Raw genomic sequence first — 12842 nt, 5'->3', positions numbered from 1 at the left:
GAGCGGCGGGCGGGCCGGACAGTGTCCGGTCCGCCCGCTCGCTGTGTCAGGCCGTGCGCAGCGCGGTGAAGAACGCGCGGATGTCGGCCGTGACGTCGGCGGGGGCCTCCATCGCGGCGAAGTGGCCGCCCTTGGGGAACTCGCTCCAGTGCACGATGCCGCTGTTGTCGCGTGCGGCGAGGGACCGGATCGTCTGGAAGTCGTCGGCGAAGACCGCGACGCCCGTCGGGGCGGCGTTGACCGCGGGCTCGGCCCCCGAGCGGGCCTCCTCGTAGTAGTACCGGCTCGCCGTGGCCTGCGTGTTCGTGAACCAGTAGAGGGACACCTGGAGCAGGATCTGGTCGATCGTCACGAGGCTGGTGCCGTTGCCGAAGGAGTTGAGCAGTTCGCTGTAGGCGAGCTGCCCGACGGGCGAGTCGGCGATCGCCGCGCCGATCGTCTGGGGCCGGGAGGCGTTCATCGTGTTGTAGCCGCCGACCGACTGGAACCACTGCATGTGCTCCAGCGCCGCGTACTCCTTCGGGCCGAACCCGTCGAACTCGGCGGGGTCGCCGGAGGGGAAGGAGAACAGCTGCAGGACGTGCATCCCGAGGAATCCGGGCGGGTCCAGCAGTCCGAGTTCGCGGCAGAGCATCGCGCCCATGTCGCTGCCGTGCGCGCCGTAGGAGTCGTAGCCGAGGCGGCGCATCAGGGTGTCGAAGACGCGGGCGACCTTCGCCTGCGTCCAGCCGTCGCCGTGCAGCGGGGTGCTGAAGCCGAAGCCGGGGATCGACGGGACGACCACCGAGAACGCGTCCTCGGCCCGGCCGCCGTGGGCGACGGGGTCGGTGAGCGGGCCGATCATGTCGAGGAAGTCGGCGAACGAGCCGGGGTAGGTGTGCAGCAGGAGCAGCGGCGTCGCGTCCGCCTCCGGCGACGGCACGTGGACGAAGTGGACGGTCTGGCCGTCGATCTCGGTGAGGTGGTGCGGGAACGCGTTCAGCCGCGCCTCGGCCGCCCGCCAGTCGAACGAGGTGCGCCAGTACTCGACGGTCTCGCGCAGGTAGCCGTTCGGGGTGCCGAGCGCCCAGTCGTCGGACGCCGCGGGCCGGGGCAGGCGGGTACGGGCGAGCCGCGCGCGGAGGTCGTCGATCTCGGCCTGCTCGATCGCGACGGTGAAGGGGCGGATCTCGGTGGCGTACTGCGTCTTCGTCATGTCCCTTACGGTAGGAGGCATATAGGAAGACTTGATTCCTATATGTCGGCGATACTGAAGAAATGTTGGAACGTCCGCACGCCTGCTGGCGCTGCTCTCGCTGTTCCAGTCCCGGCCCGACTGGACGGGTCGGGAGCTCGCCGAACGCCTCGGCGTGAGCGACCGCACCGTCCGCAACGACATCGGACGGCTGCGCGAGCTCGGCTACCCGGTCGACGCGACGCGGGGCGCGGCGGGCTCCTACCGGCTCGGCGCGGGAACGAAGCTGCCGCCGCTGCTGCTGGACGACGAGGAGGCCGTCGCCGTCGCGATCGGGCTGCGCGCGGCCACCGGCGTCGGCGGCATCGCCGACAGCGGCGCCCGCGCCCTGGCGAAGCTGGAGCAGGTGCTCCCGCACCGGCTGCGCCGCCAGGTCGTCGCCCTGCACGAGGCCACGTCGCGGCGCGCGGAGAACCTCGACACCGACGTCGCCGACCCCGAGACCGACGCCGCGCTCCTCACCGCGATCGCCGCGGCGGTCCGCGACGGCGTCCGGCTCCGCTTCGACTACGCCGCGGCCGTCGAGCCCGCCGGAACCGAACCGCCGTCGGCGACGGCCGCGACCGCGGGGCGCAAGCTGGTGGAGCCGTACCGCCTCGTGAGCTGGCGCCGCCGCTGGTACCTCGTCGCCCGCGACCCGGACACCGGCGCCTGGTCGGCCTTCCGCGCCGACCTGATGACGCTCCGCACGCCCGGCGGCCCGGCCTTCGTCCCCACGCCGCTGCCGGGCGGCGACTACACCTCGTTCGTCCTGCGGGACGTGGCGGCGACGGGCTGGAAGGTCCACGCCCGCGTCACCGTGCACGCCCCGGCCGAGCGGGTCCTGTCCCGGATCAACGCGACGGTCGGCGTCGTCGAGTCCGTGTCCGCGGACCGCTGCGTGCTGGTCACCGGCGCCGACAGCCTGGAGACGGTCGCCGCCTACCTCGGCATGCTCGGCCTCGACTTCGAGGTCGTCTCCCCGCCGGAGCTGCGCGACCATGTCGCGGCCCTCGGCCGCCGCTACCTCCGCGCGGCCGGCTGCTGACCGTCCTGGCCTGAACCGGCCGCGGCCGTCCCGCCCCCGGCCGCCGCGACGGGTGAGATCGGTCACCGGGCGGGGGCCGGTAGTGTTCAGGCATGCCCCCGGTCGCCTCCGACGCCACCCGTGAGCGCATCATCGACGCCGCCGAAGACTGCTTCGGCCGGTTCGGGGTGGCCAAGACCACCGTCGAGGACATCGCCGCCGCGGCGAAGCTGTCCCGGGCGACGGTCTACCGGGCGATCACCGGGGGACGCGACGAACTGATCCTCGCCGTCGTGGTGCGCGACCTGCTGCGCTTCCTCGACCGGCTCACCGAACGGCTCCGCGCGGAGCGGTCGGTGCCGGAGGCGATCGTCGAAGGGACGCTCGACGCCGTCGAGTACGTCCGGGGCGCGCCGACGATCGCGCACTTCCTGGTGCCGGAGGCGGCGGGGCACATGCAGGCGGCGGTGGCGGGCGCGGCCCGGCACGTCCTCGACTTGTGCTGCGAGTACGTCCGTCCGCACTTCGAGCGCGCGCAGCGGCAGCGGCAACTCAGGCCGGAGATCGAGGTGGAAGGCACGGTGGAGTTCCTCTTCCGGATCATCACCTCGCTGATCGTGATGGACCGCGGCCGGGACGCCGACGGGCTGCGCCGCTTCCTGCGCACCTACGTCGTACCGGCCATCGCGGCGGAAGGGGCTTGCAGATGACGGACATCGCGCGCAAGGCGCGGGGAGGTTCGGCGGTCCGGCCGAGCCCGGTGTTCCTGGCGATCGTGGCCGTGACCGTGCTGGCCGGGCTGGTCACGTGGCGGTACGGGCAGATCACCGACCAGCCGGCCCGGATCGCGCTGTTCGTGTTCGTGCTGGCCGGGTGGGTGCTGTCGCTGTGCCTGCACGAGTTCGGGCACGCGTTCACGGCGTTCCGGTCCGGGGACCACAGCGTCGCGACCAAGGGCTACCTGACGCTCAACCCGTTCAAGTACGCCGACATGGTGCTGAGCTTCGCGATCCCGGTGCTGTTCATCCTGCTCGGCGGGATCGGCCTGCCCGGCGGCGCGGTGTGGATCGACCGGCACGCGATCCGCGGGAAGATCCGGCACAGCCTGATCTCGGCGGCGGGCCCGCTGTCGAACATCGTGTTCGCCGCGGTGCTGGCCGTCCTGCTCAACCTGTTCGCGGACGACTCCCACAGCATCTTCTGGGTCGGCGTGGCGTTCCTGGCGTTCCTCCAGGTGACGGCCGCGGTCCTGAACCTGCTGCCGATCCCGGGCCTGGACGGCTTCGGGATCGTCGAGCCGTACCTGCCGCGGAGCTGGGTGCGGCAGGCGAACCAGTACGCGGGGTACGCGTTCCTGGTGCTGGTCGCGCTGCTGTGGCTCGGCCCCATCAACGAGGGATTCTTCAACCTCGTCTACTACATCACCGACGCGATCGGCCTGGAGGAACTCCAGATCACGATCGGCCACGCGCTGTTCCAGTTCTGGCGGCAGTGACCCGTCAGTGACCCGTCAGTCCGCCGCCTCCGCCTCGCCGTCCGCGAGGCGGAGGCGGCGGACGATGCGGGCGAGCTGGTCGGCGTAGCGTTCGCGGAACTCGGGTGACTCCGGGTCCACGCCGAGGACGCGCCGGACGAGCGTGGGCCGCGTGACCGGCAGCGACACCATCGCCTGCAGGGCGAGCATGACGTACCCGGGGTCGAGGTCGGCGGCGATCTCCCCGGCGGCCTTGCGGCGATCCATGTCGGACAGGTCCTCGGGCGGCCCGGCCGCGGCGTCGCCGACGTCCGCGGTGAGGCCGCGCCAAGACTCCAGCCGACTGCCGCGCGGATCGGCCATGGCGATGCGCAGGTACATGAGGACGAGCTCGTGCAGCGGGATCGCGGGATCGTTGAACTCGGCCTCGCGCTCCCGCCAGCGGCGGCCGAGTTCGCGGTACAGGCCCTCCTTGCCGCCGAAGTGGTAGCTGATCAGCTGCTTGTTGACCCCGGCGCGGTCGGCGATGTCCTGCACGCGGGCGCCCGCGTAGCCCTTGGCGGCGAACTCGTCCAGCGCCGCCTCCAGCAGGAGCGCCCGCGTGCGCTCGGCGTCGAGCCTGCGCTCGTCCGGTTCGGGCGCGCGGCGCGCCCGCGGCCTGCTCTCGCTCTCCGTCACGCCGTCATGGTAGCCGCGCGGCATCGACTTCATCCAGTTGGTTGACAAGTTCATCCGTTTGGTTGAAGCATGGCGTCATCCGAACGGAAAGCGAGAACGCGCCATGTTCCTTGTCACCGGAGCCACCGGTAACGTCGGCCGCCACGTGGTCGGCGAGCTGCTCTGCGCGGGCGCGAAGGTCCGCGCGCTCACCCGCGACCCGGCGTCCGCGCGGCTGCCCGCCGACGTCGAGGTCGCCCGCACCGCCGACATGCCGCTGGACGGCGTCACGGCGGTCTTCCTCAACCCCGCGGTGTTCTGGGGCGGTCTCGGCGACCTGCTCCCCCGCGCCGCCGGGCACGGCGTCCGGCGCGTCGTGATGCTGTCGTCGGCCGCCGCGCTCGACCCCGACCCGGCGAACGAACTGGCCGCCCACCATCTGGAGTTCGAGGGGGCGATCGAGGAGTCCGGGCTGGAGTGGACGTTCCTGCGTCCCGGCGAGTTCGCGTCCAACGCGCTGGGCTGGCGGAACGCGATCCGCGCGGGCGAACCGGTGCGCGAACCGTACGCGACGGGACGCACGACGCCGATCCACGAACGCGACATCGCCGCCGTCGCGGGCCGCGCCCTGCTGACGGACGCGCTCGTCGGCGCCCGTCCGGTGCTGAGCGGCCCCGAGGCGCTGACGAACCCGGAGAAGGTCCGCGCCATCGGCGCGGCGATCGGCGCCCCCGCGTCCTTCGAGGAGATCACCCCCGAAGCGGCGCGGGAGGCGATGCTGTCGCAGCCCTACATGCGCGAAGGCCTGGTCGACGTGCTGCTCCGGCTGCGCGCGTCGTCCGTGGACGCCGAGGTGGAACCGACCGGCGAGGTCGAGCGGATCACCGGACGTGCGGGACGCACGTTCGCCGACTGGGCCGCCGACCACGCCGACGACTTCCGCTGAGCCTCCGGCCCCGCGCGGCCGGGACCGTCAGTGGATCTCGACGAACCCGAGCCGGTGGTAGAGCAGGCGGGCCCGGCGGTTGCGGCGGGTCACGGCGAGGGTGAGGGTGTCGTGCCCCTGCTCGGCGAGGGCGTGCATGACCGCGAGGATCAGCTCGCGGCCGAGGCCGCGGCCGGTGTGCGGCGGCGCGGTGAACAGGAACGCCAGCAGCGGCTCGTCCCGGTAGACGGTCACGAGCGCCGCGGCGACGGGACGTCCGTCCGGTTCGGCGACGTACGACGCGTCCGGCAGGAACGGGCCGTACTCGCCGGCCAGCGTCAGCCGCAGCTCGCGCAGCGCACCGTCGGGGCCGCCGACGTCGTCCTCGTCGGGGGTCCCGCGGTAGGCGTCCCACATGAGGGCGCCGAGGACGGGCAGGTCGGCGGCGGCGAACCGGCGGAACCCGGCCGGGGGCGGCGGCACCGGGCGCAGCGGGGCCCGCCAGCCGCTGCGCACCGGTGCGAAACCACCGTCCATGATCACCGCTTGTAGTGCTTGCCGTGCAGCATGTTGATCAGGCCGAGGACCCGGGCCATCTCCTTGTCGGAGCGGCCGAACGAGGTCAGGTTCAGGGTGCCGAACCGCTGCCGGGTGATCGCCTTCGGGCGGGCGAACTCGCGCAGCCCGTCCGCGCCGTGGATGCGGCCGAAGCCCGACTCCCCGACGCCGCCGAACGGCAGCGCGGCGACCTGCGCGAACGCGGCGAACGCGTTGATCGAGGTCATCCCGGAGCGCATCGCGCGGGCCGCCTCCATCGCGCGGGACTTGTTGCCGGAGAAGATCGTCCCGGCCAGGCCGTAGTTGACGCGGTTGGCCTTCTCGACGGCCTCGTCGAGGCTGCCGACGCGGTGCACGGTGATCGTCGGGCCGAACGTCTCCTCGCAGACCGCCGCCGAGTCGTCCGGGACGTCGGTGAGGACGACCGGCTCCACGTAGGGCTTGCGGACGGACTCGGGCCCGCCGACGACCGCCTTGCCGCCCTTGTCGATCGCGTCCTTGATGTGCCGCTCGATGATCTCCAGCTGGGAGGCATCGTGATCGGGCCGTAGGCGGCCTCGCGGTCGAAGCCGGGCCGCAGCTCGCGGGCCTTGTCGGTGAGCTTGCCGAGGAACGCGTCGTAGGCGCGGTCGACGACGTAGATCCGCTCGACGCCGATGCAGGTCTGCCCGGCGTTGGACATCGCGCCCCACAGCGCGGCGTCCGCGGCGGCGTCGAGGTCGGCGTCGGCGTCGACGATGCAGGCGTCCTTGCCGCCGCACTCGGCGACGATCGGGGTGAGGTTCTCGGCGCAGGCCGCCATCACCTTGCGGGCGGTGGGCGCCGAGCCGGTGAAGGCGAGCTTGCCGATGTGCGGGGACGACGCGAGCGCCGCGCCCGTCGCGCCGTACCCGGTCACGACCTGGAGGACGGGGTGCTCGGGGACGACCCCGGCGACCAGCTCGGCGAGGTAGGTCCCGACGCCCGGGGTGAACTCGGACGGCTTGAACACGACGGCGTTCCCGGCGGCGAGCGCGTAGGCGATCGAGCCGATCGGGGTGAAGATCGGGTAGTTCCAGGGACCGATGACGCCGACGACGCCGAGCGGCTGGTACTCCAGCGTGCACTTCTGGTTGATCGCCATCATGCCCGGGTAGACGCTGCGCGGCCCGAGCACCTTGCCGGCGTTGCGGGCCGCCCAGTCCAGGTGCGAGATCGCCATGATCGTTTCGAGCTGGGCGTCGGCGACCGGCTTGCCGGTCTCCTGGTGGATGATCTCGGCCATCCGGTTGAGGTTGCGGGCGAGCGCTCCCTTGATGTTGAGCAGCCGCAGCCGCCGTTCGCGCCGGCCGAGCTCGCCCCACCAGCGGGACGCCTCCGTGGCGCGGTCGATCGCGGCGGCGACGTCGGTGGCGTCATGGACGGGATGCTCGGCGACGACCTCGCCGGTGGCCGGGTTCAGCGACGCGAACGTCTTCTCGGTGCTCTCCGTGGCCACGGACATGGGAACCTCCCGGGAGGGCCAGTAAGTGTTCGCTTGCATGCGGGGTACTCGCTAGTAAAGCACCTTATGCCGCATATCCTCGACCCCTCCCCCGTACCTATAAGGCGATGCGTACCCGGAGGGCCCCATCTAAGGCGGTCCCGGGCCCGGAGATAAGCCGTCGTCCCGATGCGGAGGGGGGCGCCTTAGGACGAACCTCGTAGATGTCGGGCCGCGAGGGCCCGGCGGAAACGAGGAGACACCATGATCCGCCCGGAGATCACCAAGGACATCATCGACGACCGCGTACGGCGCGCCCGGAGCGAGGCCCGCAAGGCCGCCCGCGTCCGGATCGCGAAGGCCCTCAAGCGGTGACGCCCGCAGGCTGTACGCACCCGTACCGAACGCCCCCGACCGGAAGGTCGGGGGCGTTCCTCGTCTTATCGGGCGTTGGCGGTGGTCGTCGCGGTCGCGTCCTCGGTCGCGGGCTTCAGCGGGGTCCGGCCGCGGATCAGGTCGGACGCGCGCTCCGCGATCGCGATCGTCGGGGCGTTGGTGTTGCCGCGCGGGACCGACGGCATCACGGACGCGTCGACCACGCGCAACCCGTCGACGCCCCGCACGCGCAGATCGGTGTCCACGACCGAGTCCCCGTCACCGTGACCCATCGCGCACGTGCTCGTCGGGTGGAACAGCGTCGCGCACTCCCGCCGGACGAACTCGGCGATCGCCGCGTCGTCGGACGCCTGCTCGCCGGGGGCGTACTCGCCGCCGAGCAGGTTCGCCAGCGGGCCGGTGTCGGCGATCGCGCGGGCCTGCTTCACCCCGGCCACCAGGATGTCGAGGTCCGGCTCCGCGGCGAGGTACGCCGGATCGATCAGCGGCTTGGCGTGCGGGCTCGCCGAGCGCAGGGTGAGCGCGCCCCGGCTCTGGACCGCGATCGCCGTCACCATCACCGACAGCAGCCGCTGGGACGGTTCGACGAGCCCCTGGTCGATGAACGGGGTCGGCATCACGTGGTACTGCAGGTCCGGTGCGGGGAGCCCCTCGGACGTCCGGACGAACCCGCCCGCCTCCGCGACGTTCGACGCGTACGGACCCCGCCCCAGGGCCGCGTGCAGCGCGAATGCCGCCGGGTTGGCCTGCTCCCAGAGGTTCTTGGTCCGGGGCGTAGCGAACATGACGTTCACGAACGGGTGGTCTTGCAGGTTCCGGCCGACCGGTGAGTCGACGAGCGCGTAGATGCCGTGCTCGCGGAGATGATCGGCCGGTCCGATCCCCGAGAGCATCAGCAGTTGCGGGCTGTTCACCGCCCCGCCGGAGAGGATCACTTCGGCGTCCGCGCGGGCCGTCAGCGGCTCCCCGCGCACCTCGTACGTCACGCCCGCCGCCCGTCCGCCCTCGATCAGCACGCGCGTCGCCAGCGCGTCCGTGACGACGGTGAGGTTCGGGCGGTGCTCGACGGGACGCAGGTACCCGTCGGCCGCCGACCAGCGGCGTCCGCGCCGGTGCGTCACCTGGTAGAAACCGACGCCGTCCTGGTCGGCGCCGTTGAAGTCGGGGTTGGCGGCCAGCCCGTGCGCCTTCGCCGACTTCACCCACGCCTGCGTGAGCGGATGCTTGAAGCGCAGGTCCTCGACGCGCAGCGGGCCGCCGACGCCGTGGTACGGGGTCTCGCCGCGCTGCTGGTCCTCGGCGCGGCGGAAGTACGGCAGCAGGTCCTCATAGCCCCAGCCGGTGCAGCCGTGCCCGTCCCGCCAGGTGTCGTAGTCGTGCCGGGCGCCCCGGATGTAGATCATCGCGTTGGTGGACGAGCTGCCGCCGAGCGTCCGCCCGCGCGGCCAGTACACGCTGCGTCCGGCGGCGTGCTCCTGCGGGACGGTCGAGTAGTCCCAGTCGTACGGGCCCTTGATCAGCGACGCGACGGCCGCCGGAATGTGGATCTCCGGGGCGTCGTCGGGCGGGCCCGCCTCCAGCAGCAGCACCGTGACGGACGGATCCTCCGACAGCCGGGCCGCCAGCACGCACCCGGCGCTGCCCGCGCCCACGATGATGTAGTCGTACACGACGCCTCCCGGCGGACGATGTCGGTCGAACCCTACCGAACGCTCTTCGGCGCGAAGCCCGGCGTTAGGGTGACCGACATGGCGAAGAACAGGGAGAACCCCGTCGTCCTGTCGAAGATCTACACCCGGGTGGGCGACGACGGGACCACCGCGCTCGGCGACGCGTCCCGCACCCGCAAAACCGATCCGCGCCTGGCCGCCTACGCGGACGTGGACGAGGCCAACGCCGCGATCGGCGTCGCGCTCTCCCTCGGCGCCCTGCCGCAGGACGTCGCGGCGCTCCTCGTCCGCGTCCAGAACGACCTGTTCGACGTCGGCGCGGACCTGTGCGCCCCGGTCGTCGCGAACCCCGAGTACCCGCCGCTGCGCATCGACCCGTCCTACATCGAACGCCTCGAAGCCGCCTGCGACGAACAGAACGAAAAGCTGCGGCCGCTGCGCAGCTTCATCCTTCCCGGCGGGACGCCCGGCGCCGCGCTGCTGCACGTCGCGCGGACGGTGACGCGCCGCGCCGAACGCTCCGGGTGGGCGGCGGTCGAGGCGCACGGCGCCGCCGCCGTGGACGCGGAGGACGCCGTGGAGGGCGGGGTCAATCCGGTGGCCGTGAAGTACCTCAACCGGCTGTCGGACCTGCTGTTCATCCTCGGCAGGGTCGCGAACGCCGAACACGGCGACGTCCTGTGGAAGCCGGGCGGCGACCGCTGACGCGACGCACGATCCGCGGAACGAGGACGGGGCGGGTGCCGGTCGGTCGGCACCCGCCCCGTTCGTCCGGTCGGTCAGCGGACCAGGTGACCGCCGCTCCACATGGGGGCGGCCGCGGCACGCCTCGCCGGTAGCGTCCGGGCGGCGCCGTTGACGGCGACCGTGCTCGCCGCGAGCAACTGCGTGACGTGCGCGACGCCGTCGACGTTCGTGTCCAGCAGCTTCGTGTTCACGTTCTTCGGCCCGTCGCACTTCTGGTGGTAGCACGGGTCGTACGCCTTGCCCGCGCGTCCCCCGTACGCCTTCGCCTCGGCCGCCGTCTTGACGCCGTCCGCGCCGGTCGCGAGACCGCCCGCCGGGATGCCGTGCTCGATGAACGGGCCGTAGTCCGACCGTCCGTTGAAGATGTAGTCGGTGGTCGGCAGGCCGCGACCCTCGAAGTACTCGCGGAACATCTTCTCGATCGCCGCCGAACCGGCCGGCGGGGTCGCGCCCATGCCGAGCGAGTGGTCGCCGTCGTACACGCCGCGGACCCCGTTCGGGGAGCCGAGCATGTCGAAGTTGAGGTTCAGGGCGATGTGCCGCCGGTCGGACGGGTCCAACTCCTCGACGTAGTGGGTCGAACCGCGCAGCCCCTCCTCCTCGGCGCCCCACCAGGCGAACCGCACCCGGTTCCGCAGCCCCGCCGCGTCGAGCTCGCCGATCTCCTCGGCCACCGCGAGCAGCGCGGCCGCACCGGTCGCGTTGTCGTTGATGCCCGGACCGTCCGGCACGCTGTCGAGGTGCGCCCCGGCCACCACCACGTTGTCGGCGCGGCCCCGCCCGGTGTCGGCGACGACGTTGCTGGACGTCTGCTTCCCGTGCTCGGTGTCGGTCTTCACCCGCATCGTCAGCTTGCCCTTGGCCGCGGCCTTCACCAGTTCGGCGCCGACCTCGTGGCTCGGGGCGACGACCGGAAGCTTCGCGGGATTCCCGAGCGTCCCGCTGATCGGGCCGTCCTCACCCGGCTTGTTGTAGATGATGGCCGCCGCGGCACCTGCGGCCCGCGCGCGCTTGGCCTTCAGCTCGAACGTGCACTTCCCGCGCTGCATCAGCGCGATCGCACCCTTGTCGAACCCCTTGAAGTCCTTCTTCTCGCACCCGCTGGTGCCTTCCTTGCCCTTGGCCGGGACGTCCACGGGGATCACGCGGGCGGTGACGTCCCCGGAACCGGAGTACATCATCGTGGCGAAGTCCAGGTTCGCCTCGTAGGCCTTCCCCTTGCCGCCGCCCTTCCCCTTGCCTTTCCCCTTGCCCTTGCCGGACGTGCGGGCCATGACGGGGTCGGAGCGCTCCAGCCAGTACGGGTAGGTGAACTTCTGGACGGTCGGGGAGAACCCCGCCTTGCGCAGCCGCCCGACGACGTACTTCACCGACACGTCGTACCCGGGCGTGCCCGCCGCGCGGTTGCCGCCGTTGTACTCGGCGATCTCGGCGAACGCCGCCAGGTGGCGCCGCACGTCCTTGATCGTCACGAGGTCGGCGAGGTCGTCCTCGGACGGCGCCGCGGCGGCGGCCGGGCCCGCCGGGGGCATGGCCGACAGCGCCAGGATCAACGCGGTCGCGGCGGGCAGCGTCACGGCCGAACCACTGAGCAGCTTGCGCACTTGCACTCCTGACGACGGAGAGAGATGACTGATCGTGATCTTCTCCGTGCGTTAAGTGCACATCAAGCCGCACGGCCGTTCGTGAAACGAACCGATACCGCGCCCTTACCGGTCCATGCCGAACCGGTAGGCGAAACGCACGAACGCGGCCGGGTCAGCGACTCGGGCGGCTACTCGGACGGCGACTCAGGCGGCGACTCGGGGACGTGGAGGTCGACCGGGAAGCCCGGGGGCGCGGCTTCCAGCCAGGCGAGGAAGCCGGTCAGCGCGGACGCGCCCATCGCCAGTTCGACGGTCAGGTCGCCGTCGCGGACCTCGATGATGCTCACGTCCGGCAGCAGGCCGTCGGCCTCCTCCGGATCCGGGCGCCTGCGGTTGGACACGACGAGGCCCCGGCGGTGGATCACCTGCCGGGGCCTTCTGCTGAGACCGAACACGCGGTGCCAGTGCAGGACATCGCCTTTGTAGCGGCCGATGCCCAGGCGCCATACTCCCGGGGCGCCGCCCTCCACGGCCGGCAGCTCCCGCAGGCTGCACTCCACCGCGCCGCCGCCGCGCACGAACAGGCGGCGGCGTACCGCCATGGCGAGGAAGACGAGCACGCACACCGCGGCGAGGGCGGCGAGCACCGCGCCGACGTCCAGTGCCAGGTGCTCGCCCAAATCCCCCCGCCGTTCCGCTCTGCCTCGTTTACTAGGCTTCGACGCCCGCCGCGCGCAGCCGCGCCAGCGCCCGCCGCTCCGCCGTGCCGTCTTCGTCGTCGCCGGACGCCTGCGCCGCCTCCAGCGCGCGCTTCGCCGCCGCCACGTCGACCTCGTTGCTCAGTTCGGCCTGCTCGGCCAGCACCGACACCTCGTCGCCCGCGACGGAGAAGAAGCCGCTGCCGACCATCGCGGTGACCGGCGCGCCGCCGTCGGCGGGCTCGATCTTGACCACGCTGCCGTCGAGGAGGACGCCGAGCACCGGGGCGTGCCCCGGCAGGATGCCGAGCGAGCCCTCGATGGTCTGCGCGACCACCATCTTGGCGTCGCCGGACCAGACCTCGCGCTCCGGCGAGACCAGCCCGACCTTCAGGGTTGCCACGTCACAATCCTCCGATTACTGGAGCG

General features: G+C 72.2%; 12 protein-coding genes and 1 pseudogene. 5 read left to right on the top strand and 8 right to left on the bottom strand.

The window, feature by feature from the left end; genetic code table 11:
- Positions 1-46: 46 nt before the first annotated feature.
- The gene (locus tag BJF79_RS21145) at positions 47-1195 is read right to left on the bottom strand and encodes an epoxide hydrolase family protein (protein ID WP_075899834.1); all 1149 of its coding nucleotides are present in this window, start codon (positions 1193-1195) and stop codon (positions 47-49) included.
- A gap of 82 nt (positions 1196-1277) precedes the next feature.
- Here BJF79_RS21145 and BJF79_RS21140 point away from each other — a divergent pair, with 82 nt between their 5' ends.
- From BJF79_RS21140 to BJF79_RS21130, 3 genes are all read left to right on the top strand, one after another.
- Complete coding sequence (locus tag BJF79_RS21140) at positions 1278-2261, top strand: helix-turn-helix transcriptional regulator (RefSeq protein ID WP_075899832.1); 984 nt, start codon at positions 1278-1280, stop codon at positions 2259-2261.
- Positions 2262-2353: 92 nt separating this feature from the next.
- Positions 2354-2950, top strand: a complete 597-nt coding sequence (locus BJF79_RS21135) for a TetR/AcrR family transcriptional regulator (RefSeq protein ID WP_075899830.1) — start codon at positions 2354-2356, stop codon at positions 2948-2950.
- Entirely contained in the window at positions 2947-3735 is a 789-nt protein-coding gene (locus BJF79_RS21130; protein ID WP_075899828.1) for a site-2 protease family protein, read from the top strand. The genes BJF79_RS21135 and BJF79_RS21130 overlap by 4 nt, the downstream gene beginning before the upstream one ends.
- Positions 3736-3750: 15 nt before the next feature.
- Here the strand turns inward: BJF79_RS21130 and BJF79_RS21125 are convergent, their stop codons facing one another.
- Positions 3751-4446, bottom strand: coding sequence for a TetR family transcriptional regulator (locus BJF79_RS21125; protein WP_262402346.1), 696 nt, complete (start codon positions 4444-4446; stop codon positions 3751-3753).
- A gap of 49 nt (positions 4447-4495) precedes the next feature.
- On the opposite strand from BJF79_RS21125, the gene BJF79_RS21120 reads away from it, so the two are divergent.
- Positions 4496-5317: an SDR family oxidoreductase gene (locus BJF79_RS21120; RefSeq protein WP_075899826.1), complete on the top strand. Its 822-nt coding sequence runs from the start codon at positions 4496-4498 to the stop codon at positions 5315-5317.
- 27 nt (positions 5318-5344) lie between these two features.
- Here the strand turns inward: BJF79_RS21120 and BJF79_RS21115 are convergent, their stop codons facing one another.
- From BJF79_RS21115 to BJF79_RS21105, 3 genes and pseudogenes are all read right to left on the bottom strand, one after another.
- On the bottom strand, positions 5345-5833 hold the full coding sequence (locus tag BJF79_RS21115) for a GNAT family N-acetyltransferase (RefSeq protein WP_075899824.1): 489 nt from the start codon (positions 5831-5833) through the stop codon (positions 5345-5347).
- Positions 5834-5835: 2 nt separating this feature from the next.
- Positions 5836-7337, bottom strand: a pseudogene (locus tag BJF79_RS21110) (aldehyde dehydrogenase family protein).
- 419 nt (positions 7338-7756) lie between these two features.
- The gene (locus tag BJF79_RS21105; protein WP_075899822.1) at positions 7757-9382 is read right to left on the bottom strand and encodes a GMC family oxidoreductase; all 1626 of its coding nucleotides are present in this window, start codon (positions 9380-9382) and stop codon (positions 7757-7759) included.
- Positions 9383-9460: 78 nt separating this feature from the next.
- Between BJF79_RS21105 and BJF79_RS21100 the strand changes: the two genes are divergently transcribed.
- Positions 9461-10087 (top strand): cob(I)yrinic acid a,c-diamide adenosyltransferase, encoded by a 627-nt coding sequence (locus BJF79_RS21100; protein ID WP_075899876.1) that lies wholly within the window; start codon positions 9461-9463, stop codon positions 10085-10087.
- A gap of 74 nt (positions 10088-10161) precedes the next feature.
- Here BJF79_RS21100 and BJF79_RS21095 read toward each other — a convergent pair whose 3' ends face one another.
- From BJF79_RS21095 to BJF79_RS21085, 3 genes are all read right to left on the bottom strand, one after another.
- On the bottom strand, positions 10162-11733 hold the full coding sequence (locus BJF79_RS21095; protein ID WP_143220067.1) for a M28 family peptidase: 1572 nt from the start codon (positions 11731-11733) through the stop codon (positions 10162-10164).
- Between the two features lie 170 nt (positions 11734-11903).
- Positions 11904-12395, bottom strand: a complete 492-nt coding sequence (locus BJF79_RS21090) for a DUF2550 domain-containing protein (protein WP_075899820.1) — start codon at positions 12393-12395, stop codon at positions 11904-11906.
- Positions 12396-12426: 31 nt separating this feature from the next.
- A complete protein-coding gene (locus BJF79_RS21085; protein WP_075899818.1) occupies positions 12427-12816 on the bottom strand; it encodes a F0F1 ATP synthase subunit epsilon in 390 nt (129 codons plus the stop codon).
- Between the last annotated feature and the right edge of the window lie 26 nt (positions 12817-12842).

It is taken from the genome of Actinomadura sp. CNU-125, assembly GCF_001942465.1.
GTDB lineage: Bacteria > Actinomycetota > Actinomycetes > Streptosporangiales > Streptosporangiaceae > Spirillospora.
Note: the sequence above shows the minus strand (reverse complement) of the source record. Positions and strands in the feature narration are given on the sequence as shown.

Bases quoted from the DNA above. Each gene is read 5' to 3' on its own strand.
- BJF79_RS21145 (WP_075899834.1), bottom strand. From the start codon at position 1,195: ATGACGAAGACGCAGTACGCCACCGAGATCCGCCCCTTCACCGTCGCG.
- BJF79_RS21135 (WP_075899830.1), top strand. From the start codon at position 2,354: ATGCCCCCGGTCGCCTCCGACGCCACCCGTGAGCGCATCATCGACGCC.
- BJF79_RS21130 (WP_075899828.1), top strand. From the start codon at position 2,947: ATGACGGACATCGCGCGCAAGGCGCGGGGAGGTTCGGCGGTCCGGCCG.
- BJF79_RS21125 (WP_262402346.1), bottom strand. From the start codon at position 4,446: ATGAACTTGTCAACCAACTGGATGAAGTCGATGCCGCGCGGCTACCAT.
- BJF79_RS21120 (WP_075899826.1), top strand. From the start codon at position 4,496: ATGTTCCTTGTCACCGGAGCCACCGGTAACGTCGGCCGCCACGTGGTC.
- BJF79_RS21115 (WP_075899824.1), bottom strand. From the start codon at position 5,833: ATGGACGGTGGTTTCGCACCGGTGCGCAGCGGCTGGCGGGCCCCGCTG.
- BJF79_RS21100 (WP_075899876.1), top strand. From the start codon at position 9,461: ATGGCGAAGAACAGGGAGAACCCCGTCGTCCTGTCGAAGATCTACACC.